Annotated in this window: 19 protein-coding genes; 15 read left to right on the top strand and 4 right to left on the bottom strand. The window is 45.3% G+C overall.

From position 1 onward, the window contains the following. Positions 1 to 365: 365 nt before the first annotated feature. From FZC79_RS11320 to cls, 3 genes are read right to left on the bottom strand one after another with little or no spacing between them, the layout of a single operon-like run. Positions 366 to 1,028: an adenine nucleotide alpha hydrolase gene (locus FZC79_RS11320; protein WP_148946904.1), complete on the bottom strand. Its 663-nt coding sequence runs from the start codon at positions 1,026 to 1,028 to the stop codon at positions 366 to 368. Between the two features lie 15 nt (positions 1,029 to 1,043). Further along, a complete protein-coding gene (gene uvsE / locus FZC79_RS11315; RefSeq protein WP_148946903.1) occupies positions 1,044 to 1,997 on the bottom strand; it encodes a UV DNA damage repair endonuclease UvsE in 954 nt (317 codons plus the stop codon). Between the two features lie 45 nt (positions 1,998 to 2,042). Then, positions 2,043 to 3,245, bottom strand: coding sequence for a cardiolipin synthase (gene cls / locus FZC79_RS11310; RefSeq protein ID WP_148946902.1), 1,203 nt, complete (start codon positions 3,243 to 3,245; stop codon positions 2,043 to 2,045). 725 nt (positions 3,246 to 3,970) lie between these two features. Between cls and FZC79_RS11305 the strand changes: the two genes are divergently transcribed. The 10 genes from FZC79_RS11305 to FZC79_RS11260 all read left to right on the top strand — a co-directional run bounded on the left by FZC79_RS11305 (position 3,971) and on the right by FZC79_RS11260 (position 18,666). Then, a complete protein-coding gene (locus FZC79_RS11305) occupies positions 3,971 to 6,088 on the top strand; it encodes a 4Fe-4S dicluster domain-containing protein (RefSeq protein ID WP_148946901.1) in 2,118 nt (705 codons plus the stop codon). Positions 6,089 to 6,343: 255 nt separating this feature from the next. Continuing rightward, positions 6,344 to 7,531, top strand: coding sequence for an acetyl-CoA C-acetyltransferase (locus FZC79_RS11300; protein WP_148946900.1), 1,188 nt, complete (start codon positions 6,344 to 6,346; stop codon positions 7,529 to 7,531). A 221-nt stretch (positions 7,532 to 7,752) separates the two neighbouring features. Next, positions 7,753 to 8,604, top strand: coding sequence for a 3-hydroxybutyryl-CoA dehydrogenase (locus FZC79_RS11295; RefSeq protein WP_148946899.1), 852 nt, complete (start codon positions 7,753 to 7,755; stop codon positions 8,602 to 8,604). 120 nt (positions 8,605 to 8,724) lie between these two features. Next, positions 8,725 to 9,861 (top strand): acyl-CoA dehydrogenase, encoded by a 1,137-nt coding sequence (locus tag FZC79_RS11290; protein WP_148946898.1) that lies wholly within the window; start codon positions 8,725 to 8,727, stop codon positions 9,859 to 9,861. Positions 9,862 to 9,981: 120 nt separating this feature from the next. Next, positions 9,982 to 11,121, top strand: a complete 1,140-nt coding sequence (locus FZC79_RS11285; RefSeq protein WP_148946897.1) for an acyl-CoA dehydrogenase — start codon at positions 9,982 to 9,984, stop codon at positions 11,119 to 11,121. 263 nt (positions 11,122 to 11,384) lie between these two features. Further along, positions 11,385 to 12,014, top strand: a complete 630-nt coding sequence (locus FZC79_RS11280; protein ID WP_148946896.1) for a TetR/AcrR family transcriptional regulator — start codon at positions 11,385 to 11,387, stop codon at positions 12,012 to 12,014. 22 nt (positions 12,015 to 12,036) lie between these two features. Beyond that, positions 12,037 to 15,303, top strand: coding sequence for a fused isobutyryl-CoA mutase/GTPase IcmF (icmF, locus tag FZC79_RS11275; protein ID WP_148946895.1), 3,267 nt, complete (start codon positions 12,037 to 12,039; stop codon positions 15,301 to 15,303). A 237-nt stretch (positions 15,304 to 15,540) separates the two neighbouring features. Further along, the gene (locus tag FZC79_RS11270; RefSeq protein ID WP_148946894.1) at positions 15,541 to 15,732 is read left to right on the top strand and encodes a hypothetical protein; all 192 of its coding nucleotides are present in this window, start codon (positions 15,541 to 15,543) and stop codon (positions 15,730 to 15,732) included. A gap of 355 nt (positions 15,733 to 16,087) precedes the next feature. Next, positions 16,088 to 16,654, top strand: coding sequence for a DNA-directed RNA polymerase subunit delta (gene rpoE / locus FZC79_RS11265; protein ID WP_148946893.1), 567 nt, complete (start codon positions 16,088 to 16,090; stop codon positions 16,652 to 16,654). Positions 16,655 to 17,064: 410 nt separating this feature from the next. After that, complete coding sequence (locus tag FZC79_RS11260; RefSeq protein WP_148946892.1) at positions 17,065 to 18,666, top strand: CTP synthase; 1,602 nt, start codon at positions 17,065 to 17,067, stop codon at positions 18,664 to 18,666. Between the two features lie 512 nt (positions 18,667 to 19,178). Here FZC79_RS11260 and FZC79_RS11255 read toward each other — a convergent pair. Next, the gene (locus FZC79_RS11255; protein WP_148946891.1) at positions 19,179 to 19,700 is read right to left on the bottom strand and encodes a DUF2529 domain-containing protein; all 522 of its coding nucleotides are present in this window, start codon (positions 19,698 to 19,700) and stop codon (positions 19,179 to 19,181) included. Between the two features lie 384 nt (positions 19,701 to 20,084). Here FZC79_RS11255 and FZC79_RS11250 point away from each other — a divergent pair, with 384 nt between their 5' ends. The 5 genes from FZC79_RS11250 (at position 20,085) to glpX (ending at position 24,999) form a co-directional block, all read left to right on the top strand. After that, positions 20,085 to 20,447, top strand: coding sequence for a response regulator (locus FZC79_RS11250; RefSeq protein WP_148939312.1), 363 nt, complete (start codon positions 20,085 to 20,087; stop codon positions 20,445 to 20,447). A 164-nt stretch (positions 20,448 to 20,611) separates the two neighbouring features. Continuing rightward, positions 20,612 to 21,469 (top strand): class II fructose-bisphosphate aldolase, encoded by an 858-nt coding sequence (locus FZC79_RS11245; protein ID WP_148946890.1) that lies wholly within the window; start codon positions 20,612 to 20,614, stop codon positions 21,467 to 21,469. Positions 21,470 to 21,598: 129 nt separating this feature from the next. Then, complete coding sequence (gene fsa, locus FZC79_RS11240) at positions 21,599 to 22,243, top strand: fructose-6-phosphate aldolase (RefSeq protein WP_148946889.1); 645 nt, start codon at positions 21,599 to 21,601, stop codon at positions 22,241 to 22,243. 240 nt (positions 22,244 to 22,483) lie between these two features. Then, on the top strand, positions 22,484 to 23,770 hold the full coding sequence (locus FZC79_RS11235; protein WP_148946888.1) for a UDP-N-acetylglucosamine 1-carboxyvinyltransferase: 1,287 nt from the start codon (positions 22,484 to 22,486) through the stop codon (positions 23,768 to 23,770). A gap of 266 nt (positions 23,771 to 24,036) precedes the next feature. Then, positions 24,037 to 24,999: a class II fructose-bisphosphatase gene (gene glpX, locus FZC79_RS11230; protein ID WP_148946887.1), complete on the top strand. Its 963-nt coding sequence runs from the start codon at positions 24,037 to 24,039 to the stop codon at positions 24,997 to 24,999. The last annotated feature ends 401 nt before the right edge of the window (positions 25,000 to 25,400 follow it).

Genomic DNA, 25,400 nt, shown 5'->3' with positions numbered 1-25,400 from the left:
CCCTTATCTCATACGGGGCCGGTACAGTCCGTACGCCGCTGAACGGGCCGCTTCCGCTTTTTATCAATCCAGCTCCAAGGCCCCAGCGGCTAGCGTACTGCCCATCCCCTCCTTGCGATAAGTCATCATCGAATCACTTCGTTCTTCGTGATTCCTTTATCTCATGCGGGGCCGGTACAGTCCGTACGCCGCTGAGCGGGGCCTTTCCGCTTTTTATTCAATCCAGCTCCAGCGGCCAGCGCCTAGCAGATTTTGGTCTCTCTCCTTGCGATAAGTCAACATCGACTCACTACGTTCGTCGTGTTTCCTTTATCTCATGCGAGATCCCATAAATCTGTACGGCGCTGAACGGCCGCTTCCGCTTTTTATTCAACATGTAAATAATGGAATCTCTCAAACTTCTTGATGGTTTCCAGCTTGTTGAATTCGACTGGTTGCTTAAACAGCGGGCCGTCATAGACGAATGTATGGAATTCGCCGTTTTCTCCGCAGGGATCGACACTGCTTGGCAGGTCACGCAGCAGGTTATCATCGTATTCCCGGCCGAGGAAGGAGGGGTCAAGCTGGGATTCGTCCACACAGACTAAAATGGCTTTGTAGCCTTTATCGATGAACTCCCTGCTTAAGCTTGAGGTCGTATCTCCCCATAGAGGAAAAACGGGTTCCAGCTGAGTTTGACTCATCTGACTTTCCCGGTAGGCTTTAATATCTTTTAGATAGATATCGCCGAAAGCCACTGCTTGAATTTCCTGGGCACTAAGAGATCCCAATGCGGAGCTCATGCCGGCTTCGTACTCTTCATTGCCTGCCCCCTGTTTCATTAATACCGGAAGAAGGGGAAGGTTCAGAGCTTCTGCCTGTTTTTTCAGGAGGGAAAGCGGGATATCGTGCATCATGACCCGTTGTTCTTCTTCTGCCAGTGTGGTCAACAGCCTGGCAGGGTTCCATTCTGGGGAGTAGTGGAGACGGTCGAGCATGACCATGCTGTCGCGTCCGCCGCTCCACGATAAGCAAATATTCTTTTTCATATCGTATCCTTTCTGTTACCAATTCAAGGTGCCGCCGCCTACTCTTTTCACTCCGCGGATTTTTGCGATATCTTCGGTCAATTTCAACATGGCGATATCTTTATTCTTCGCTTCAATCATGATATCGGTGTCCTCATCCAGCTCTTTCAACATCTTCAAGTAAGGCAGAACGAAGTCGATATCCACATTATCCGCATGGGAACGGAAAGCTTTTTCAGATTTAGGTGAGGACATATGGATTTTCGGGCGCAGATTCCGGTGTTTCCATGTGTCGAAAATTCTAGGTAAATACGTTTGCAGCGGCTCAGAACTTTGGTTTGCTTGATGATGATGGACATCGAGGATCATAGGAATCCTTTCCTTTTCACAAACTTCGAGGGTTTCCTCGACAGTATAGGTTTTATCATCATTCTCAAGGGTCATGATTTCTTTAACATGAGAAGGAAGCTTTTGCAGGTTTTGATGAAACCGGGCCAAGGCTTCTTCCTTATTTCCATAGGTTCCGCCGATATGTATGTTGATCAGCGACTGCTCGTGAACGTCCATGGCTTCAAGCATTTTGTAGTGAAAGACCATATCCTCGACCGCATTATCCGTTACAGATTCCTTTGGGCTTGTAAACAAGGTAAACTGGTTCGGATGGTAGCTGGTCCGTATATTGAACTTCTTGATTAAGCGGCCAAGTTCCTTCCACTCTTCTTTAAAAGGAGAAACGAAATCCCATTTGACCTCAGGATGCGTGGCCAGCGGGACCATGGAGCTGGACATCCGGTAAAGGGGGATTTCATGTGAAGCCAGATAATAAAGAATCCTTTTCGTGTGTTCCAAGTTGGCAGATGTCACCTCAAGCAGCTTCCGATCCCGTTCCTCTTCTGAAAGCTCACCGTATCTCTTGAATGTCATCGTCTTGGAGGGGCTTGCATCCCATAGGGACAGGGCATTGGCAACAAATCCAAGTCGTAGTTGCATCGTTTCACTCCCGAAAAAAAATTCACCCTCACTGTTAGAGGGTTATTATAATAATATCGAAACCAGAGAAGCGAGTCCTTCTTTAAATCTGGTGAATATGCTGACAGAATTAAGCTCATCCAATGAAACCTTTTTTGAGCCTTCAATGTCTTTCTGGACTTCTTTACGCACTTCGTCCACAAAGGATTGAGTGTAGGTGAAATTATTCAGCTCCAAGTTCACATAGAAACTCCTTAAGTCAAAGTTTGCGGTTCCAATGTCGCAAAACTCATCATCGAGAATAATTAATTTTGAATGATAAAAGCCTGTCTGATAGTGATAAACTTCAGCTCCCAAAGGAATCAATTTACGAAAATGTTTAAAAGCAGCCTCTTTGACAAGGGGATGGTCAGGCTTCTCGGGGCTGACTATGGTCACTTTTATACCCCGTTTCAATGCCTTGACTAAAGCATCCAGCACTTCTTCTGAAGGAATGAAATAGGGAGTGCCGATGAAGATCGATTTTTTGGCTGTGCTGATGAATTCAACAAACTGGCTTTCAATCTTGAATCCTTCTGAAGGAAAGAAGCGGTGCTCCATAGCCCCTTTCTTTAAATCTGAAGGAAAGTAAGCGGGCTTATTGATGATGTCCTCGCCGGTCGCCCTTTTCCAATCCACTCCAAATTCCCTTTGCAGATCAGACGTCCCTTCTCCAACAATCCGCATGTGGTAATCTCTCCAAGGTGAAAGCTTCGGATCCTCATCAATATAGGCCTTTCCGACATTGTAACCGCCAAGGTATCCAATTTTCCCATCTAAAACGGTGATTTTCCGGTGGTTCCTCTGCTGGGTGGAGAAGAAGAGGTAGGGAAGCTTTGGCTTTTCGGCAAAGTAAACAACTATGCCATTATCCTGCAATTCCTTTACCATTTTCTTTTTGATTTTGAAACTTCCGATCTTGTCCATAAGAAGGCGTACTTCCACACCTTCTTTGGCTTTCTGCTTTAGCAGCTCCAGAAACTGCCGTCCCAAATGGTCATTCTCGACGATATAGAAGAGGCAGTGAATGGAGGAAGTTGCTTCTTTTATATCAGCAAACAGCCTTTCAAAAAAAGCAGGCCCAGTGGATATAAGCTCCATATCACTTTGCCTCTTTTGGTAATCACGCCTGTAGGCCGTCCGCACAAAAGCTTTCCTTCCAAAGTGAAAGTCCAGTATGCACCACAGTATAATGGCCGCCAATATAATAAAAATGGTCAAAATCCACATATTATCACTCTTTCATTACTGATAAGGATTAGTATGTCCAATTATCCTTTATTCATCGTTTCCCCTTTAAAAGCTTGTTGCAAACGTAAGTGGACTTGAAAGCAACGATAAAGGCGAAAAAAATTTCGTTGGCTCCGTATGTAAGATAAGAGCTCGTTTCAGAATTGAGAAACATGGCTAGGAGTTCTGCAGCTTTCTTGGGGAAGATTGGGTGGAGGTATGAACGAAGAGGTGCCGTGCCGTATTAATAAAAATAGTAGACATTCATAAGGTCAGGTGTTAAATCACAGATCTGGTTCTAGGGAGCTACACCACCAAGCTGTAGAAGTAATGCTCATCTGTCCTGAGGAAATAAGCTAACTTACAAAAGCTTGTTTTGGACTAATTATTTTGAACTTATGTACGCTGTGTTGATTGGAGCGGAAGGTGTGCGACCTCCTGCGGGACTAGCGGGACAGGTGAGACCCCGCAGGCGAAGCCGAGGAGGCTCACCGCCCGCCCCGCGGAGTCGCACACCTGTAGCGGAAATCAACTTTCATATCCTCTAAATAACAAAGATTACTGTACTCATCTCGTAAATTAATGACAAAAAAATAGGAGGAAAATCATTGACTGAATGCTCATTCAGTATATAATGGGAGTAGGGAACATTCTGAATATTAATTCCTTTTAAAATTTTGCAGCAAAGGGATAAGAAATCACGAAGAAGAGGGGGAGTCTGAAAGATGGATGTTTTGTTATGGATTAACTGGATTGCATTCATTCTTGTAACCGCTTACGCTGTCGGTTTGTTTGTATATGTTGTCAAGACAAGGATCGAGTTTATTAAGCTGGGGAAAAAGACTGAGTTCGACAATAATGTGAAAGAAAGAATGAAGAATATTGCTGTTAACGTTTTTGGACAGAAAAAGCTCTTAAAGGATAAAAAGAGCGGAATTATCCACGTCATGTTTTTCTATGGCTTTATCCTGGTGCAGTTCGGGGCAATCGATTTCATTTGGAAGGGACTGGCTCCAGGATCTCATCTGCCATTAGGGCCGCTGTATCCAGGATTCACGTTCTTTCAGGAAATCGTTACATTGATGATTCTCGTTGCGGTTGTGTGGGCTTTCCACCGCCGTTACGTAGAGAAGCTTGTCAGATTGAAGAGAGGATTCAAATCCGGTCTTGTCCTGCTGTTCATCGGCGGATTGATGCTTTCTGTACTTGTCGGAAACGGTATGGGGCTGATCTGGCACGAGCATGAACTGGGTTGGTCTGAACCTATAGCGTCGTTAATTGCAGGAGGACTTGGCTGGATTGGTGAAACAGCTTCCATCGTCATTTTCTATGTATCCTGGTGGATTCACTTGCTGTTCCTGCTCGCATTCCTTGTGTATGTTCCGCAGTCCAAGCATGCTCACTTGATTGCCGGTCCGGCTAATACTTATTTTCAGCGTTTGGACAATCCGGGAAGACTGCGTCCGATCGATTTTGAAGATGAATCTGCTGAAAGCTTCGGTGTAGGAAAAATTGAAGAATTCAATCAGCTTCAAATGATTGATTTCTATGCGTGTGTGGAGTGCGGCCGCTGTACGAATATGTGTCCGGCTACCGGCACAGGCAAAATGCTGTCACCGATGGATTTGATCGTTAAGCTCCGCGACCATTTAACGAATCATGGCGCGGCAGTTACATCGAAAAAACCTTGGGTGCCAACGATGGCATTCAATCATACAAAAGGAAACCAGCTGGCCATAGCTTCTGCCGGGCAGGGTGCTGAAGAAGCAGCAGCTTCTCTTGAGTACAGCCCGAGCCTTATCGGGGATGTTATCACAGAAGAAGAAATCTGGGCTTGTACTACTTGCCGAAACTGTGAAGATCAATGTCCGGTAATGAACGAACATGTTGATAAAATCATTGACCTCCGCCGTTATCTTGTACTGACTGAAGGTAAAATGGATGCGGACGCCCAGCGTGCGATGCAGAATATCGAACGCCAGGGAAATCCTTGGGGACTTAACCGCAAAGAGCGTGAAAACTGGCGTGAGGGACGTGAAGATGTTCACATCCCGACAGTGAAGGAAATGAAGAAAGCCGGAGAAGAGTTTGAGTACTTGTTCTGGGTGGGTTCAATGGGCTCTTTCGATAACCGAAGCCAGAAAATCGCCCTTTCATTTGCAAAACTTTTAAACGAAGCGGATGTGAAATTCGCAATCCTTGGAAACAAAGAGAAAAACTCCGGTGATACACCGCGCCGATTGGGTAACGAATTCTTATTCCAGGAACTTGCCACAAGCAACATTGCGGAATTCGAAAAGAACGAAGTGAAGAAGATCATTACGATTGACCCGCATGCTTATAACATTTTCAAAAATGAGTATCCGGACTTTGGCCTTGAAGCAGAAGTTTACCATCACACCGAGGTGCTGGCCGAGCTTGTGAGAGAAGGACGCTTGAAGCCTAAATATGAAGTCAATGAAACGATCACGTTCCATGATTCCTGCTACCTTGGCAGATACAACGAAGTCTATGATCCGCCGCGTGAAATCCTTAAAGCGATTTCAGGTGTCAGCCTCGTTGAGATGGAACGCAACAGACAAAACGGAATGTGCTGCGGTGCCGGCGGAGGCTTGATGTGGATGGAAGAAGATAAGGGCCACCGTGTCAATGTTGCAAGGACTGAACAGGCGCTTGAAACCAACCCTTCCGTCATCAGTTCAGGTTGTCCTTACTGCCTGACCATGCTTTCGGATGGTACGAAAGCCAAAGAAGTAGAAGATAATGTATCCACACTGGATGTTGCCGAACTTCTTGAAAAAGCGGTCTGCGGCAATCCGAGTGATACAACAATTGCTTCCTGATAAGCAAATAGTAATAATTTTCAGGTTAGTTGTTCCATTCATACTATTTTTATTTTAGAATAGAATGGTAAAGGCTTACAAAAGGATTTTAGAATTTAGAATAAAAAGGGTCTGGTCCCGGATAGTATCGATTCGATGTTATGGCTGCCAGGCCCTTTCTTTACTTGCAGGCTTTGAGCGAGCGTTCAGTCGAAATTTTTGAAAGCGGTATCAATTGTGAGGAAATAAGATTTTAATAGAAAAGGAGAGATTGAAATGGGAAAAACAGTCATTCTTGATGGTGCTCGTACACCTTTTGGTAAGTTTGGTGGAAGCTTGAGTTCTTTTACAGCATCCGAGCTGGGAGGATTTGCTGTAAAAGAAGCATTGAAACGAGCTGGTGTCGAAGGAAATGAAGTAGAAGAACTCATCCTTGGGTCGGTTCTTCAAGGCGGACAAGGACAGCTCCCTTCCCGCCAGGCTGCACGCCATGCAGATCTTCCTTGGAATGTTCGGACCGAAACGATCAATAAAGTGTGTGCTTCCGGCATGAGAAGTGTGACAATGGCGGATCAAATCATCCGTGCAGGAGATGGCGAAGTGATTGTAGCCGGAGGAATGGAATCCATGTCCAATGCTCCATACATTTTACCGAAAGCCCGCTGGGGAATGCGCATGGGCGATTCTCAAGTGAAGGATATGATGGTGCATGACGGACTGACTTGCAGTTTCAATAATGTTCACATGGGCACCTACGGAAACAGCACGGCAAAAGAATTTGATATTTCCCGTGAAGAACAGGACCGCTGGGCTAAGCGAAGCCACGAACTCGCGGTACAGGCTGCTGATGAGGGAAGGCTTTCCGAAGAAATAATTTCAGTTGAAGTGCCTCAGCGCAAGGGCGAGCCGGTTACAGTGGACCAGGACGAAGCACCGCGAAAAGATACATCTACAGAAAAACTATCAAAACTGTCCCCTGTTTTTGGCTCAGATGGAACGATTACAGCCGGCAATGCACCAGGAGTGAATGATGGAGCTGCCGCTATGGTCCTGATGAGTGAAGAACGTGCCTCTAAAGAAGGGAAGGAACCGTTAGCTTACATCCTCGGCCATACGGCTATAGCGCTGGAAGCCGAAGATTTCCCGCAGACTCCAGGATTAGTCATCAATGAACTTTTGAAAAAAACAGGAAAACAACTTGAAGAAATTGATTTATTCGAGATAAATGAAGCCTTTGCCGCAGTTGCCTTAACAAGCGGGAAAATCGCCAACCTTGATGAAAATAAAGTGAATGTCAACGGAGGTGCCGTTGCTATCGGCCACCCAATCGGAGCCAGTGGTGCCCGGATCATTTTGACACTTGCCTACGAACTAAAAAGACGCGGCGGCGGAATCGGGATCGCTTCCATCTGCTCCGGCGGCGGCCAGGGAGATGCCATCATGATCGAAGTGCCGAAGAAGTAAGCATAGCGGTGTGCTGGATGGGTAGATGGTCGGCGGATGTCGGTGTCGATTTTGTCGCTTGGCCGATAAATTCTAAAAATCGCCAATAACTGTCTGATTTTCGCCGATAAGGATAAAAAAATCGCCGATAAACAGCCCATAATCGCCGATAAACATTCAAAAATGCTGATATAAACAACAAAATCACCACTCAAGGTCCAAACAAAGGGGAGAACAAATACATGAGTATCAAAAAAGTAATGGTAGTGGGAGCTGGACAAATGGGCTCAGGGATTGCCCAAGTCTGTGCCCAGGCTGGATTCAATGTAAAACTGAACGACTTGAAAGAGGATTATGTACAGAGAGGGATGGGTGTCATCACTAAGAACCTTTCCCGTTCTGTAGAAAAAGGAAGAATGACAGAAGACGATAAGAATAAGGTGCTGGCCAACCTCACTCAGTCAACCGATCTTAATGACGCAGGCGATGTCGACCTTGTAATAGAAGCAGCTGTTGAAAACATGGAAATCAAGACAAAGATTTTTAAACAGCTTGATGAAATTGCTCCGGAACATGCCATCCTTGCGACTAACACTTCTTCACTTCCCATTACAGAAGTGGCAGCGGCAACAAACAGGCCTCAAAAAGTAATCGGGATGCATTTCATGAATCCGGTACCTGTGATGAAGTTGGTGGAAATTATCCGCGGCCTTGCTACATCCGATGAGGTGTATCAGGAAATCGAGGATATGACGAAAACGTTAAATAAAGTAGGCGTCGAAGTGGAAGATTTCCCTGGGTTTGTTTCTAACCGGGTATTGATGCCGATGATCAATGAAGCAATCTACACACTTTATGAAGGTGTGGCGACGAAAGAGGCAATCGATGAAGTGATGAAGCTGGGAATGAACCATCCTATGGGACCAATCACATTGGCAGATTTCATCGGCCTTGATACTTGCCTGTACATCATGGAAACCCTGCATGAAGGGTTTGGAGATGATAAATACCGTCCGTGTCCGCTTCTGCGCAAATATGTAAAAGCAGGCTGGCTTGGCAGGAAGACAGGAAGAGGCTTCTACAGTTACGAGTAACTTTTGAACTTGAGGGCTTGTCCGTCTTATATAGCAGCAATGCGTACTAAACAGTTCTTTACAAAAAAAGAGGGGCTAAAACCCGGCAGTATTCATACAAACATCGGGGAGGAAAACAGGATGGATCTACGGTTCACAGAAGAACAACAGATGATGAGAAGGATGGTCCGCGATTTCGCGCAGACAGAAATCGCACCATTTGTTGAAAAAATGGAAGAGGGAGAGTTCCCCAGGGAGATTCTCAAAAAAATGGCCGATCTCGGCTTGATGGGAATCACGATTCCTGAGAAATACGGCGGTTCGGAAATGGATTTCACTTCTTATATCAGCGCCATCCATGAGTTGTCGAAGGTAAGTGCAACGGTCGGGGTTATCCTGTCAGTGCACACGTCGGTCGGAACTAACCCGATCCTTTACTTCGGGACAGAGGAGCAAAAACAGAAGTATGTGACAAAGCTTGCCTCCGGCGAGTACCTCGGAGCTTTCTGCCTGACAGAACCTAGTGCGGGTTCTGATGCAGGAAGCCTGAAGTCACGGGCAGTGAAAAAAGACGATCATTATGTCATCAATGGCTCCAAGGTTTTTATCACAAACGGAGGCGAGGCGGACGTATACATAGTTTTTGCTTCGACTGATCCGGATAAAGGCGGGCGCGGGGTTTCAGCCTTTATTGTTGAAAAAGATACACCTGGACTCATCATCGGGAAAGATGAAAAAAAGATGGGGCTTCACGGTTCCAGAACGGTGCAGCTTACTTTTGAAGATATGAAAGTTCCGGCAGAAAACCTTTTAGGAGAAGAAGGGCGAGGGTTCAAGATTGCGATGGCCAACCTTGATGTAGGCCGTATCGGCATCGCTGCACAAGCGTTGGGAATTGCTGAGGCAGCCCTGGAACATTCAACCTCCTATGCGAAAGAACGAGTTCAATTTGGAAAACCGATTGCTGCACAGCAAGGAATCGGGTTCAAGCTGGCAGATATGGCAACGAGCGTGGAAGCGGCCAAACTGCTGGTTTACCGGGCCGCCAATATGAGAAGTGAAGGCTTGAGCTGCGGAAGGGAAGCATCGGTCGCAAAGCTTTTCGCCTCTAAAGCAGCTGTAGATGTAACAACCGAAGCCATCCAGGTGTACGGCGGATATGGCTACACAGAAGAGTATCCGGTGGAAAGGCTCTTCCGCGATGCCAAAGTAACTGAAATCTACGAGGGAACAAGCGAAATCCAACGAGTCGTCATCAGCAAACATCTCTTAAAATAAAGGAAATGTGCTTTAATACTCTAAAGCGCTAAGAGGGACTGTCCCTTATCACGCTTTAAAGCACAAAAGTGACTTAAAGCAATCAAACAACCTACTAATGAGACAAACGGGGGAAGAGAAATGAATTTCAAACTATCAGAAGAACATGAAATGATCCGCAAAATGGTGCGTGACTTCGCGAAGAATGAAGTGGAACCGACTGCTGCAGAACGTGACGAGGAGGAGTGCTTTGACAGAGAGCTTTTCGATAAGATGGCGGAGCTTGGCCTGACAGGGATTCCCTGGCCGGAAGAGTACGGCGGAATCGGCAGTGACTATCTTGCTTATTGCATCGCGGTTGAGGAGCTTTCCAGAGTATGTGCTTCTACAGGCGTAACCTTATCAGCTCATACTTCCTTGGCTGGATGGCCGATCTTTAAATTCGGTAATGAGGAGCAGAAGCAGAAGTACCTTAAACCTATGGCGCAGGGTGAAAAAATCGGCGGCTATGGTCTGACTGAACCAGCATCAGGCTCCGATGCAGGAGGAATGAAAACGACTGCCAAGCTTGACGGTGACGATTATATTTTAAACGGATCAAAAATCTTCATTACTAATGGAGGCATCGCGGATATTTATGTGGTATTTGCATTGACAGATCCTTCTCAAAAACAAAGAGGAACATCAGCATTCATCGTTGAAAGCAGCTTCGAAGGTTTCTCAGTAGGCAAGAAAGAAAAGAAACTAGGAATCCGTTCATCACCAACAACGGAAATTGTGTTCGATAACTGCCGCGTGCCAAAAGAGAACCTCCTTGGGCAAGAAGGGGAAGGGTTCAAGATTGCCATGATGACACTTGATGGCGGACGTAACGGAATTGCTGCGCAGGCAGTCGGCATTGCACAGGGTGCTCTCGACGCTTCCATCGACTATGCAAAAGAACGTGAACAGTTCGGGAAGCCTATCGCTGCCAACCAGGGAATCTCGTTCAAGATTGCAGATATGGCCACAAGCATCGAGGCGTCACGCCTGCTGACATACCAGGCAGCATGGCTTGAGTCAGAAGGCCTTCCTTATGGAAAAGAATCTGCGATGTCCAAGTTGATGGCCGGAGACACGGCGATGAAGGTGACAACAGAAGCAGTACAGATTTTCGGAGGCTACGGATATACAAAGGATTACCCAGTTGAGCGTTATATGCGCGATGCGAAAATCACGCAGATTTATGAGGGAACACAGGAAATCCAGCGTCTGGTCATCTCACGTATGGTGACGAAGTAATTATTTATGATTTGTAAGAATTTGGGGAAGTTCTATATGGATCAATCAGGATTTTTTAACTTTTTATTAATATGTGTTAATTGGAGTGGAAGGTGAACGACCTCCTGCGGGATTAGCGGGCAGGTGAGACCCCGCAGGCGAAGCCGAGGAGGCTCACCGTCCGCCCCGCGGAGTCGTACACCTGGAGCGGAAATTAACCAAGCTTTTAATTTCAAAGTGTATTTTAAGGGAGAAAAGGTGGTCAACAAAGGCGGTCGGTTAATGTGAATAAGAAGAGGGAAGTTCATGCTTCTGTGAAAGATGAACGGCTTGTCGAAAAAAGGCGGGACGAAATGATCCGCGGGGCAGTCTCGCTTTTTAAACTAAAGGGGTTTCACCGAACAACAACCAGAGAGATTGCCAAAGCAGCCGGTTTCAGTATCGGTACACTTTACGAATACATCAGAACCAAGGAAGACGTCCTTTACCTGGTTTGTGACAGCATATATGAGCAGGTTCGGTCACAGCTGCAGGGGATGGATACAGAACAGGGGACCCTTGTCAGCTTGAAGCTTGGCATCGACCACTATTTCCGGGTCATGGACAGTCTTCAGGATGAAGTGCTGGTCATGTACCAGGAGGCAAAATCGCTGTCTAAGGACGCCCTTCCGTATGTGCTGCAAAAAGAGCTCGAAATGGTCGGGATGTTTGAGGCGCTGATCAAAAAATGCTGTGAAAATGGCGAGCTGGCACTGGATGAAGACAGGATTCACCTGCTGGCACAGAATATTTTCGTCCAGGGGCAGATGTGGGGATTCCGCCGCTGGGCGCTTCAGAAAAAATATTCATTGGAAGAGTATATCGAGCTTCAGACTGATTTGCTGTTTTCAGGCATCAATGGCTTTTTAGAATAGAAATGCGAACAGGGGGAGAAATATGAGCACTGTTGAAATTTATAAACCAAATCATCATGTCCGTTTCGTTACGGCATCCAGTTTGTTTGACGGACATGACGCATCCATCAATATCATGCGAAGGATTATTCAGGCGAGCGGGGCAGAGGTGATTCACCTTGGCCATAACCGTTCCGTTGAAGAGGTGGTGAATGCGGCAATCCAGGAAGATGTCCAAGGGATTGCGATTTCATCTTATCAGGGCGGCCATGTTGAATACTTCAAGTATATGTACGATCTTTTACAGGAAAGAGGCGCTTCCCATATCCGGATTTATGGAGGAGGAGGCGGTGTTATCATCCCGCGGGAAATTAAGGAGCTTCATGCTTATGGAATCGCGAGGATCTTCTCTCCTGAAGACGGAAGAACCAAAGGGCTTCAAGGGATGATCAACGGAATGATAGAAGAGTGTGATTTCCCAACGGTCACTTCTTCTGCTGGTGAGCAGCTGGAAAAATTGCAGGCGGGAGATGTCAATACCGTTTCAAAGTTGATTTCACTGGCAGAATACCAGATCAACTCCAATGAAGAAGCAGCCGCGACGGCACAATCCGTACTCAGTGAAGTGAAGTCGCTGGCAGCATCCGTTCCTGTTGTTGGGATTACAGGGACAGGAGGCGCAGGGAAAAGTTCACTTACAGATGAATTGATCCGCCGCTTCTTGAATGAAATTCCGGAGAAAAAGGTTGCGATTCTTTCTATCGATCCGACAAAGCAAAAAACAGGCGGAGCCCTTCTTGGCGACCGTATCCGTATGAATGCCATTTTCAATAAACGTGTTTTCATGAGAAGCCTGGCGACCCGCGGGTCAAAGACAGAGCTTTCCTTGGCGATCAAGGATTCTATCAATGTCGTGAAGGCGGCAGGCTATGATCTTGTAATTGTCGAGACGTCCGGTATCGGGCAGGGAGATGCGGAAATCGCGGAAATCTGTGACCTGTCCATGTATGTTATGACAAGCGAATTTGGTGCGCCTTCGCAGCTGGAAAAAATCGATATGATTGATTTTGCCGACTTGATTGTCATCAACAAATTTGAAAGAAAAGGTTCAGAGGATGCAAGAAGACAAGTGCAGAAGCAGTATCAGCGCAGCCACATGCTGTTTGACAAGGATTTGGATGCAATGCCTGTATACGGAACTATTGCGAGCCAGTTCAATGATCCCGGCACAAACGCGTTGTTTGCTGCATTGGTTGAAAAAATCAACAGCAAACTGGATCTGGGATGGTCAACGCCATTTTCTAAAGATGTCGATGTTGAAAAGCAAAATGTCATCATTCCGAATGACCGCCGTTATTACTTAAGAGAGATATCCGAAACGGTGAGAAATTATCATAGAAAAGCAGAAGAGCAGGTAGGCTTCGCACGCAAAATGTTCCAGCTTCAGGGAGCAATCGAAGCAGTGAAGGAGCAGGAAGTAAATGAAGAAGTGCTGACTTCCCTTGAAAACCTTAGAAAAAATGTGGAAGAGAAGCTGACTCCTGAATCTAAAAGGATCCTGGATGGCTGGGAAGAATTCAAAGAGAAATATGGTGCAGACCAGTATGTAACCAAAATAAGGGATAAAGAAATCATCACTGAATTGAAGACAAAGAGCCTTTCGGGGCTGGATATTCCAAAGGTTGCTCTACCAAGATATAAGGACCTTGGTGAAATCCTAGGCTGGGTTTATAAAGAAAATGTTCCTGGGGCATTTCCTTACACAGGAGGGGTATTCCCGTTCAAACGCAAAGGTGAAGATCCGAAACGCCAATTCGCCGGTGAAGGGACGCCGGAAAGAACGAACCGCCGCTTTCATTATCTCTCCAAAGATGATGATGCCAAGCGCTTAAGTACGGCTTTTGACTCGGTAACGCTGTATGGAGAAGACCCGGATCACCGTCCTGATATTTATGGTAAAGTCGGGGAAAGCGGTGTGAGCATCTGTACACTTGATGACATGAAGAAGCTGTACGATGGTTTCGACCTATGCGCGCCTTCCACCTCTGTATCGATGACAATCAATGGCCCTGCGCCGATTATTTTGGCCATGTTCATGAATACAGCCATCGACCAGCAGGTGAAGAAGAAGGAAGAAGAGCTGGGCAGAACGCTGAACCTGGAAGAATTCACTGAGGTAAAGGAAGCGACACTGAACGTAGTGCGCGGAACGGTTCAGGCAGATATTTTAAAAGAGGACCAGGGACAGAATACGTGTATCTTCTCAACAGAATTCGCTTTAAGAATGATGGGAGACATCCAGCAGTACTTCATCGATCATAAAGTAAGAAACTATTACTCTGTTTCGATTTCGGGCTACCATATTGCAGAAGCGGGAGCCAATCCGATTTCACAGCTGGCTTTCACACTCGCCAATGGATTTACTTACGTAGAGTACTATTTGAGCAGAGGCATGGACATCAATGACTTCGCTCCGAATCTATCCTTCTTCTTCTCGAATGGACTGGATCCAGAGTATACTGTCATCGGAAGGGTCGCTCGCCGCATCTGGTCGACCGTTATGAGAGATAAGTATGGTGCAAATGAACGAAGCCAGAAACTGAAGTATCATATTCAGACTTCCGGACGCTCCCTGCATGCTCAGGAGATCGACTTCAATGATATCCGGACGACTCTTCAGGCATTGATGGCTCTGCAGGATAACTGTAACTCTCTTCATACGAACGCATATGACGAAGCAATCACGACCCCTACAGAGGAATCGGTCCGCAGAGCGATGGCAATCCAGATGATCATTACGAAAGAGCATGGATTATCAAAAAATGAAAATCCGCTGCAAGGATCCTTCATTGTGGAAGAACTGACAGATCTTGTTGAAGAGATGGTGCTTACCGAGTTTGAACGCATCAACGACCGCGGCGGCGTACTTGGCGCCATGGAGACGCAATATCAGCGCGGCAAGATACAGGAAGAGTCCATGTTCTATGAAATGAAAAAACATAGCGGCGAACTTCCGATTGTCGGGGTGAACACCTATCTGAATCCGAACCCGCCGTCAGAAGATCAGATGGACAGCATGGAACTTGCGCGTGCTACGAAAGAAGAAAAAGAAACACAGATTACGAACTTGAGAAGCTTCCAGGGGCGCAATCAGGACACGACAGAAGAATCACTGAAGAAGCTGAAGGAAGCGGCAGTCAATGATGGAAACATCTTCGCTGAACTGATGGAAACCGTCAAAGTCGCCAGCCTCGGCCAGATTACAAGGGCCCTGTATGAAGTGGGCGGCCAATACAGAAGAAACATGTAACCCTCATCATCAAACTGATCCAATGGAGGCATCCATTGGATCAGTTTTCCTCTTATCTGGAAACTTTAGCACTTTAAAGCGTAAAGAGGGACAGTCCCTCTTTACGCTTTAAAGGACTAAAGTGCGGAGTAATTCCTATTTTTTAACACAGATTTAACATTACGGAGGGAAATTTTCTACTATAATAGGAGAAGAGTAATGTTTTGAGGCACAGGACATATGGCAGGGAGTGAAATTGTGAAATATTTGCTTAGATACGGCCTGTTCTTGGCAGGGTGCGGCCTTTCATTTTATTTATATCAACATCTCTTGGGAGCAATTCCGTTGCTGCTGCTGGCTTTCTACTTCTTTTACGAAGCTTTCAGCGAAATATACGCCAACGCAATGAAACAGCGTAATACTGAACTAGAAAAAGGGGAAACGCCCTAAAGCCCGGAACCCCCGGAGTTTTTAAAGGTAATTCCCTTTTCATAACCCCTATCTTTCCCCCACCCATACTATCCACCTGAACACTTGATTTCCCTTATGATGAAACATGGAAAAAAATAAAAGAAAAATGGCATAAATCTAGCATAAACCCATTCATATTGTTTATAATGAATAATATGGTTTCAGGCAAATTCGTGAATTATGCCCTTTTATTCATTCTATCAGGCTCTTTTCGCAAAGCTGCTGCTGTGAATATCCAGATTGCTTTTTATGCTGTCCATGGAAAAAAGCAGATGCAGCGATAACCAGAATACCCTTTTAATAGAATGTGAAATAGAGAAAGGAAGTGCGTCATATGAAATTAAAGCAATTATCGACTGAAGAATTGCGTCAAAAATCCTTCATAGAATTAGCATTTGAACTGCTTACAGAAAAAAAGCAGGCTGTGACATTTAATGATTTGCTGAAAGAAATGGGGAAATTGCAGGAATTATCACAAGAGGAAGTCCGTTCCCGCATGGTTCAGTTTTACACTGACCTTAATGTTGACGGCCGTTTTATTGCAATGGGCGAGAACCGCTGGGGAATCAGGGCATGGTATCCTGTTGACCAGATTGAAGAAGAAACGGTTCCGACAATGAAAACCCGTAAGAAAAAAGCTAAGAAGGCTGATGTTGAAGATCTTGATGAGGACTTTGAAGAAGAAGATCTTGATTTCGACGACCTGGATGACCTGGATGAAGAAGATCTGACAGCTGTTGATGATGATGACGACGATGATGACCTCGACGACGATGAAGATCTGGACGCGGATGATGAGGAAATCGACGAAGAATTGATCGATGAAGATGAGTATGATCTTGAAGATGACGAAGAGGATGAAGATCCCGAAGAAGAAAGTGAAACAGAAGAAGACAAATAATCAGTTCTTGACATCTCATGTCGAGGAAGGTAGTATGTTATTTGGGCTCCTTTTAAAAGGATCAGACTATTAACTCAACGCTCCCCTTACTACGGTAAGCGGGGGCGTTTTTTGTTTTTTGCACCCCTTTCATACTGTTTCATAATGAGAATGCTCCAACGTTCCCTGGTTGATCTTGGATGAAGGCCGCCGGGCAGGATGTATGAGTATTTTTAGTAAGGATTTTTTAAGAGATTGATGTTTTTTTCAGCTCTGCTACTAGTCCCTGGAGCGAAAATCAACTATCTTTTTTAGAATGTACACCTCCATAATGAAACAGTCCTTGGATTAATTTCATCGTAAGAGATTAATGTTCAGCCATGCTGAACATACTTTTTTTAGACACTAACTTGAAGAAGGGGGTACTTTGCATGACAAAGTATATTTTTGTAACAGGCGGTGTAGTTTCATCGCTAGGAAAAGGAATTACAGCCGCATCACTTGGAAGACTATTAAAAAACCGCGGGTTGAAAGTGACGACCCAAAAGTTTGATCCTTATATCAACGTGGACCCTGGTACAATGAGTCCTTATCAGCATGGAGAAGTTTTCGTGACAGATGATGGTGCCGAAACGGACCTTGACTTAGGACATTACGAGCGTTTCATCGATATTAACCTGAATAAATACAGCTCTGTGACAACGGGGAAAATCTACTCAACTGTATTGAAAAAAGAACGCCGCGGAGACTATTTGGGCGGAACCGTTCAGGTTATTCCACATATTACAAATGAAATCAAAGAGAGAGTTTTCCGTGCCGGCAATGAAACCAATGCAGATATCGTTATCACGGAAATCGGCGGAACAGTAGGGGACATCGAATCCCTGCCATTCCTGGAAGCCATCCGCCAGATCAAAAATGATGTAGGCCGCGATAATGTTATGTACATCCACTGTACACTTGTTCCTTACATCAAGGCTGCCGGTGAAATGAAAACAAAACCGACGCAGCACAGTGTGAAAGAACTGAGAAGCCTTGGTATCCAGCCAAACGTCATCGTCGTGCGTACGGAAATGCCGATGACTCAGGATATGAAAGATAAAATTGCCTTGTTCTGTGACATTGATGAACGTGCCGTTATTGAAGCGATGGATGCGGATACTCTATATGCTGTTCCGATTGCCCTTCAGGAACAAAAACTTGATCAGCTTACTTGTGATCATTTGAAGCTCGACTGCGGTGAAGCGGATATGACTGAGTGGAATGAACTTCTTCACAGAGTCCGCAATTTAAGCAAGAAAACAAGAATTGCCCTTGTCGGTAAATATGTCGAGCTTCAAGATGCTTATATTTCCGTAGTAGAAGCACTGAAGCATGCGGGTTATAACTTCGATACGGATGTAGAAGTCAAATGGCTGAACTCGGAGCTGGTGGATTCTGAGAATGTCGCCGAACTGATGAGCGATGTTGACGGCATCCTGGTACCGGGCGGATTCGGTGACCGTGGTGTCGAAGGGAAAATCACCGTGACTAAATATGCGCGTGAGAACAAAGTGCCTTTCCTTGGCATCTGTTTGGGAATGCAGCTGGCATCTGTTGAGTACGCCCGAAATGTTCTGGGGTATGAAACAGCCCACTCAGCAGAATTAAACGCTGAAACGCCATATCCGATTATCGATTTGCTTCCTGAGCAAAAGGATATCGAGGACCTTGGCGGAACTCTTCGTCTTGGGTTGTATCCATGTAAACTCATTCCGGGAACAAAAGCATATGAGGCTTATGCAGGCGAGGTAGTATACGAGCGCCACCGCCACCGTTATGAGTTCAACAATCATTTCAGAGAAGAAATGGAAAAGGCAGGCTTCATCTTTTCAGGGACAAGCCCTGATGGCAGATTGGTGGAAATCATCGAGCTTGCGGATCACCCATGGTTTGTGGCGTCACAATTCCATCCGGAATTCACTTCCCGCCCAACCCGTCCGCAGCCGTTATTCCGTGATTTCATCAATGCGGCTTTGGAGAATGCTGAATAATAATTGTGCAGATGAGAAAGAGCCGGTTCCCTGCGGGGGCCGGCTCTTTTGTTTCATAGTCCTGAAAACCCCGGACCATGCCGAGGTTTCAGAGAGGTTATAGGGTGGTGTGAAAAACCTTCCTCATGATAGGATAAGCAGATTTCCCTATCATTTCGTTTCATTCTAGCAGGATGTATGCCCGTGGCGGACATAGATAACTTTATCTAAATAAGCGGAAATTTTCCGGTTAAGCTGCTGAATAGAATTCAATTTGGTCTATATAAGCGGAATTTTTCCGCTTAAGCACACCGAAATGAACCATTTTCGCATCTTATAAGTAAATAAGCGGAATTTCTCCCCTTATTTCTCTAGCTTTTTTACAGGGAATAAGTTGCTGGAGAATACCCTTCAGTGGGTCTTATTGGCAGAGTCCGGTAAAATAGGCTTCCGGTCGCAGAACAAACCACCAGTTCACACTGGTGGTTTACCGATTTTATGAAAACTATTTTTTACTAAGGAAATGGTTGGTATCAATACTCCTCCAGCATTTCATCGAGCGAAAATTTAATCAGGAAATAGATATAAAGTGCGGCCATGCTGGATGGGAATCCAACGCGCTCGCCTAATTCCTCTCCAGGAAGCATTCCCTTGATCAATTTGGTGTCAATATGAATATCGGCCAGTACTGCTAGACTGTCACTCTCTGAGGAAACTACACCGGATACTGCAGCAAAGGGAATACCTTTTTCTATAAGCTGTTTTGCAAGGGAAACTGCCTCTTCATCGTTGGAAAAACGGGAAATGAGCAGCACCCTGTCCGCTTCAGAAATATCATCCACAGCGGCCAGGGCTTTAGCTCCCTGAAGAGGTTCACGGCCGTAAACCGCTTCAAGAGTGACACTTTCCATCTCGGCAAACCCTTTGATGAAGATGCTTCCTTCGCCGACAGAGGCTTGTGCAAGAAGGCGCGCGCCGTCTTCAATCGAAAATTCTTCTTTATCGGCTATCCGGTTGAAAAGTCCCGATAGCTGTGTGGTAAACATTTTAATCATGCCATGTGCTCCTTTAAATGAATTGATTTTTACTGTCTGGTAAGCGGATTAATCCGCTTCATATGTACTAAATTATAAAAGCGGAGGACCTGGATGTAAAATTATCAGGAGAAGAAGGATTCTGCTTGTCTTTTGTAGAAGTATACTTGAGGGTTAATATACATTATACTTATCATTTTTAATAGATGCTGTTCTCTGAAAAGGCGATTAAATCCGCCTGAGATGGCAGTGACCTGGATTCACATGCTGATCACAATAGTATACTGCCGCTGGAAGCAGCAATGTTGAAGACTATAATTATAATATGAGGCATCCGGAATGGAACTAAAGACGGAAGCTTTTACCACGTTTCAGTTGTTATTAAGAGGGGAAGAGGTGGATTAGATGAAGGAGAACATCCTCATTGTAGATGATCAATTTGGTATCCGAATCTTATTGAATGAAGTATTGCAAAAAGAAGGCTACAACACTTTTCAAGCGGCCAACGGTCTTCAGGCTCTTGACATAGTTGATAAACATTCCCCTGATCTGGTCCTGCTTGACATGAAGATCCCGGGAATGGATGGGATTGAAATTTTAAAAAGGATGAAGGAAAAGGATCCTGATATCCGCGTCATCATCATGACGGCTTATGGTGAACTTGATATGATCCAGGAAGCCAAGGACCTTGGGGCGATTACTCACTTCGCCAAGCCGTTTGATATTGACGATATCAGGCAGGCAGTGAAGCAGTACGCCACGATGTAACCCCTTCCAAAAAATTGAAAATAGTGAATAATACTTCTTTTTATAAAAATAGGGCAGTCCGTTGGTAAATTGTTGACCTTTTTGGTATTATACAGATGAAATTGCAAACACTGAGAAACGGGTAACAGTTTACATACTGACTCAATAAAAGGAGGAAAAATTTCATGCCTTTAGTTTCAATGAAAGAAATGCTTATCAAAGCAAAAGATAACAGTTATGCTGTAGGACAGTTCAACTTAAATAACCTTGAGTTCACTCAAGCGATCCTTCAAGCTGCGGAAGAAGAAAAATCACCGGTAATCCTTGGGGTTTCCGAAGGTGCAGCACGCTACATGGGCGGATTCAAGACAGTTGTCAAAATGGTGGAAGGTCTGATGGAAGACTACAGCATTACAGTACCTGTAGCTATTCACCTTGATCATGGCTCAAGCTACGATAAGTGTAAAGAAGCGATCGATGCAGGCTTCACTTCTGTCATGATCGATGCGTCTCACGGTCCTTTCGAGGAAAACGTCGAAACCACTTCCAAAGTGGTTGAATATGCACACTCTAAAGGCGTTTCTGTAGAAGCTGAACTTGGAGTTGTCGGCGGCCAAGAGGACGACGTTGTAGCTGACGGAGTTATCTACGCTGACCCTAAAGAGTGCCAGGAGCTTGTTGAGCGTACTGGTATCGACACATTGGCACCTGCCCTAGGTTCTGTTCACGGACCATACAAAGGTGAGCCTAACTTAGGATTCAAGGAAATGGAAGAAATCGGCGCGGCTACAGGAGTACCACTGGTACTTCACGGCGGTACGGGAATTCCAACGAAAGATATCCAAAGAGCGGTATCTTACGGTACAGCTAAAATCAACGTAAACACTGAAAACCAAATCGCTTCTGCGAAAAAGGTTCGTGAAGTGCTTGCTGAAGATGCTGAAGTATACGATCCACGTAAATATCTTGGACCTGCACGCGAAGCCATCAAGCAGACAGTTATCGGCAAAATGCGTGAATTTGGTTCTTCCAACCAAGCATAATTTTATAAAAATCTATAGACCTTGCAGAATCACATAAACAACCCTTATAGAAACCGCCTTACATCATAAGGCGGTTTCCGTTCATTTTAAAAGTTTTGAAAATTTAGTCGAAGGAAGAGGGATGGGGAAATGAAATTTTTTATTGATACGGCAAATATGGAAGAAATTCGCGAAGTTTTTGAATGGGGAATCATCTCTGGGGTGACAACAAACCCTTCACTAGTGGCTAAAGAAGAAGGGGTATCTTTTCATGACCGCTTAAAGGAAATAGCAGACCTGGTACCTGGATCGGTGTCGGGTGAAGTCATCGCTCTTGATGCAGAAGGCATGATTAAAGAAGGCCGTGAACTTGCGGCTATCGCACCTAATATCACCGTAAAAGTACCAATGACTCCAGATGGTCTGAAAGCGGTGTCTGTTTTCTCTAAAGAAGGTATCAAAACGAATGTAACCCTTATTTTCAGCGCCAATCAGGCATTACTTGCAGCAAGAGCAGGTGCGACATACGTCTCTCCTTTCCTCGGAAGGCTGGATGATATCGGCCATGACGGAATGGAGCTGATTGAGAAAATCGCTGAAATCTTTGCGATCCATGCTATCGACACAGAAATCATCGCTGCTTCTATCAGACATCCTCAACATATCACTGACGCTGCTTTAAGAGGGGCGCACATTGCGACTACCCCTTATAAAGTTCTTGGGCAGTTGTTCAAACACCCGCTTACAGACAAGGGAATCCAGGCATTCCTGGATGATTGGAATAACAGAAGCTAGATATTCCCTGGATTGATTTTTCGGCGGCAGTCGACACACTCAATACAGAACTATAGTAAAAAAGGTATAATTTATAAAAAAATCTATTCTTCTATACATGTTTTGACGAATTATGTATAAACTAGTAGACAATACTTCTTAGAATTATTTTTATTGGTAAATATAACCATTAAAATACTCAATATAAATCGTTGCTTAGTTTATGGAAAATTCATCAAGGAATTTGGAAGGGAGTCTAAAATGGAAAAGCTTAAAATAGCAGGCGGTTATCCACTGAAAGGGACTATTAAGGTAAGTGGAGCGAAAAACAGCGCTGTGGCCCTAATTCCGGCAACTATCCTTGCCGACTCTCCAGTAACAATTGAAGGTTTACCCGAGATTTCAGATGTCCAGACACTGAAGGCTTTGCTTGAAGAAATCGGAGGAGAAGTTTCTTTTGGCGATGGTGAGATGAGAGTAGATCCATCCCGAATGATTTCGATGCCTCTGCCTAGTGGAAAAGTGAAAAAGCTGAGAGCATCCTATTACTTAATGGGTGCCATGCTTGGGCGCTTCAAAAAAGCGGCAATTGGACTGCCGGGCGGGTGCCATCTTGGACCGCGTCCAATAGATCAGCATATTAAAGGATTTGAAGCTTTGGGTGCTGAAGTGACGAACGAACAAGGCGCCATTTACCTAAGAGCAGAGGAACTGCGCGGTGCCCGGATCTATCTTGATGTGGTCAGTGTCGGAGCAACCATTAATATTATGCTGGCAGCCGTAAGGGCAAAAGGCCAGACAATCATAGAAAACGCAGCAAAAGAGCCTGAAATCATTGATGTGGCTACTTTACTAACCAATATGGGAGCCAGAATCAAAGGTGCAGGCACAGATGTCATCCGTATTGATGGAGTCGATAACCTGAGCGGATGCCGACATACGATCATTCCCGACCGTATAGAAGCGGGCACGTTCATGATTTTAGGTGCCGCAGCAGGTGATGGTGTACTGATTGATAACGTCATCCCTCTTCATATGGAATCCTTGATCGCAAAGATGCGTGAAATGGGTGTGCCTATTGAGACAAGCGATGAGCAAATCTTCATTGGCAAGGCGGAAAATTTAAATGCCGTCGATATCAAGACTCTTGTGTACCCGGGATTCCCGACGGATCTTCAGCAGCCGTTCACCTCTCTTTTAACAAGAGCCAAGGGTTCGGCAGTCGTAACGGATACCATTTATTCTGCCCGCTTCAAGCATATTGATGAGCTGCGGAGAATGAATGCCAATATCAAAGTCGAAGGGCGTTCCGCCATCGTGAACGGGCCTGTCCAGCTTCAAGGAGCAAAAGTGAAAGCCAGTGACCTAAGGGCAGGTGCTGCACTTGTTGTTGCGGGCCTGATGGCTGAGGGTATAACAGAAGTGACAGGCCTAGAGCACATTGACCGCGGCTACAGCAGCCTGGTCGAGAAGCTGGAAGGACTTGGAGCAACTATTTGGCGTGAAAAGATGTCGCCGGAAGAGCTGGAGCAGCTGAAAAGTTCCTGATTAGTATTCGCCTAGGGGATTCGCAAGTCTGCAGTGGAAAATGTCTTTTTTTAAGACTCTTATCTAAGAGATTGTGGCTCTTAATGCTTATGACCCTTCCTCTATCCTTATATATTGAAGGATTGGAGCGGCTGGAGCGGAAATTTTACGAAATCAGCGTTCTAAAAAAACCCTTTCCCCTTCCTTTTAATGTGTTACAATATATATATTATTATGTTATACAATTTGCATATAAAAATATATTTATGACACAGGGGGAGAAACAGATGGAAAGAAGTTTATCGATGGAACTTGTACGCGTAACAGAAGGGGCAGCGCTTGCTTCAGCCCGCTGGATGGGAAGAGGAAAGAAGGATGAGGCGGATGATGCAGCAACTTCCGCTATGAGAGATGTTTTTGATACTGTACCGATGAAAGGGACAGTTGTAATCGGGGAAGGGGAAATGGATGAAGCCCCGATGCTCTATATCGGTGAAAAACTAGGGACAGGTTATGGCCCTCGAGTTGACGTAGCGGTGGATCCGCTGGAAGGTACTAACATCGTGGCTTCTGGAGGATGGAATGCCCTGGCTGTCCTGGCTGTCGCTGATCATGGCAACCTGTTGAATGCTCCAGATATGTATATGGACAAGATAGCAGTCGGTCCGGAAGCGGTCGGACAGATTGATATCAATGCTTCGGTACTGGATAACCTGAAGGCTGTTGCACGTGCGAAAAATAAAGATATCGAAGACGTCGTGGCGACAGTCCTTAACCGCGACCGACATTCTCACATCATCGCTCAATTGAGAGAAGCGGGAGCGAGAATCAAGCTGATCAATGACGGTGATGTAGCGGGTGCCATGAATACTGCTTTCGATCATACTGGTGTAGATATCCTGTTTGGTTCTGGCGGTGCACCTGAAGGAGTTTTGGCTGCGGTTGCGTTGAAATGCCTTGGCGGGGAAATCCAAGGAAAGCTTCTGCCGCAGAATGATGCTGAAGCGGACCGCTGTGTAAGAATGGGTCTGGATTGCAGCAAAATCCTTCGTATGGAAGACCTGGTGACAGGCGACGATGCCATCTTTGCCGCAACCGGTGTTACAGATGGAGAGCTTTTGCGCGGTGTACAATTAAAAGGGACCCATGGCTTGACGCATTCTGTTGTCATGAGAGCAAAATCCGGTACGGTGCGTTTTATTGACGGCCGTCACAGCTTGCAAAAGAAACCGAATCTGGTGATGAAGTAAGTTAAGACGCATTAATTTTCATACAGCCACCAGTCATCCAACATCCTGGTGAACCTGAATGACAGTCAGCTTTGATGGAGAGCTCCCATTGAAGCTGACATTTCCTATATAAAGAGAAAGATGAGGGTATTCCTCTGCCCATCATGACTTTTTCCTTCCTTTTCTATTCCATTGTTGATTTCAACCGAAAAATATGATTAGATAGTAGTTGTTTTATTTTCCTATATATAATGCTGTGTTTGGTTATATTTTTGCTTTCGAAACCCATGCACCTGATATTTCAGTGAATCATGGCGATATTTTTTAAATTCAATTAGTAACAATTTTTAAGAAAGGCTCTTTTCTAAAAGATTGAGGCTGTTTTATCCTCTACCTTTTACGTATTAGGATTGAAGCCGAGG

The organism is Rossellomorea vietnamensis, from assembly GCF_008180615.1.
Taxonomy (GTDB): domain Bacteria; phylum Bacillota; class Bacilli; order Bacillales; family Bacillaceae_B; genus Rossellomorea; species Rossellomorea vietnamensis_D.
Note: the sequence above shows the minus strand (reverse complement) of the source record. Positions and strands in the feature narration are given on the sequence as shown.

Coding starts and splice junctions, on each gene's coding strand:
- FZC79_RS11320 (WP_148946904.1), bottom strand. CDS start 1,028: ATGAAAAAGAATATTTGCTTATCGTGGAGCGGCGGACGCGACAGCATG.
- uvsE (WP_148946903.1), bottom strand. CDS start 1,997: ATGCAACTACGACTTGGATTTGTTGCCAATGCCCTGTCCCTATGGGAT.
- cls (WP_148946902.1), bottom strand. CDS start 3,245: ATGTGGATTTTGACCATTTTTATTATATTGGCGGCCATTATACTGTGG.
- FZC79_RS11305 (WP_148946901.1), top strand. CDS start 3,971: ATGGATGTTTTGTTATGGATTAACTGGATTGCATTCATTCTTGTAACC.
- FZC79_RS11300 (WP_148946900.1), top strand. CDS start 6,344: ATGGGAAAAACAGTCATTCTTGATGGTGCTCGTACACCTTTTGGTAAG.
- FZC79_RS11295 (WP_148946899.1), top strand. CDS start 7,753: ATGAGTATCAAAAAAGTAATGGTAGTGGGAGCTGGACAAATGGGCTCA.
- FZC79_RS11290 (WP_148946898.1), top strand. CDS start 8,725: ATGGATCTACGGTTCACAGAAGAACAACAGATGATGAGAAGGATGGTC.
- FZC79_RS11285 (WP_148946897.1), top strand. CDS start 9,982: ATGAATTTCAAACTATCAGAAGAACATGAAATGATCCGCAAAATGGTG.
- icmF (WP_148946895.1), top strand. CDS start 12,037: ATGAGCACTGTTGAAATTTATAAACCAAATCATCATGTCCGTTTCGTT.
- rpoE (WP_148946893.1), top strand. CDS start 16,088: ATGAAATTAAAGCAATTATCGACTGAAGAATTGCGTCAAAAATCCTTC.
- FZC79_RS11260 (WP_148946892.1), top strand. CDS start 17,065: ATGACAAAGTATATTTTTGTAACAGGCGGTGTAGTTTCATCGCTAGGA.
- FZC79_RS11255 (WP_148946891.1), bottom strand. CDS start 19,700: ATGATTAAAATGTTTACCACACAGCTATCGGGACTTTTCAACCGGATA.
- FZC79_RS11250 (WP_148939312.1), top strand. CDS start 20,085: ATGAAGGAGAACATCCTCATTGTAGATGATCAATTTGGTATCCGAATC.
- FZC79_RS11245 (WP_148946890.1), top strand. CDS start 20,612: ATGCCTTTAGTTTCAATGAAAGAAATGCTTATCAAAGCAAAAGATAAC.
- fsa (WP_148946889.1), top strand. CDS start 21,599: ATGAAATTTTTTATTGATACGGCAAATATGGAAGAAATTCGCGAAGTT.
- FZC79_RS11235 (WP_148946888.1), top strand. CDS start 22,484: ATGGAAAAGCTTAAAATAGCAGGCGGTTATCCACTGAAAGGGACTATT.
- glpX (WP_148946887.1), top strand. CDS start 24,037: ATGGAAAGAAGTTTATCGATGGAACTTGTACGCGTAACAGAAGGGGCA.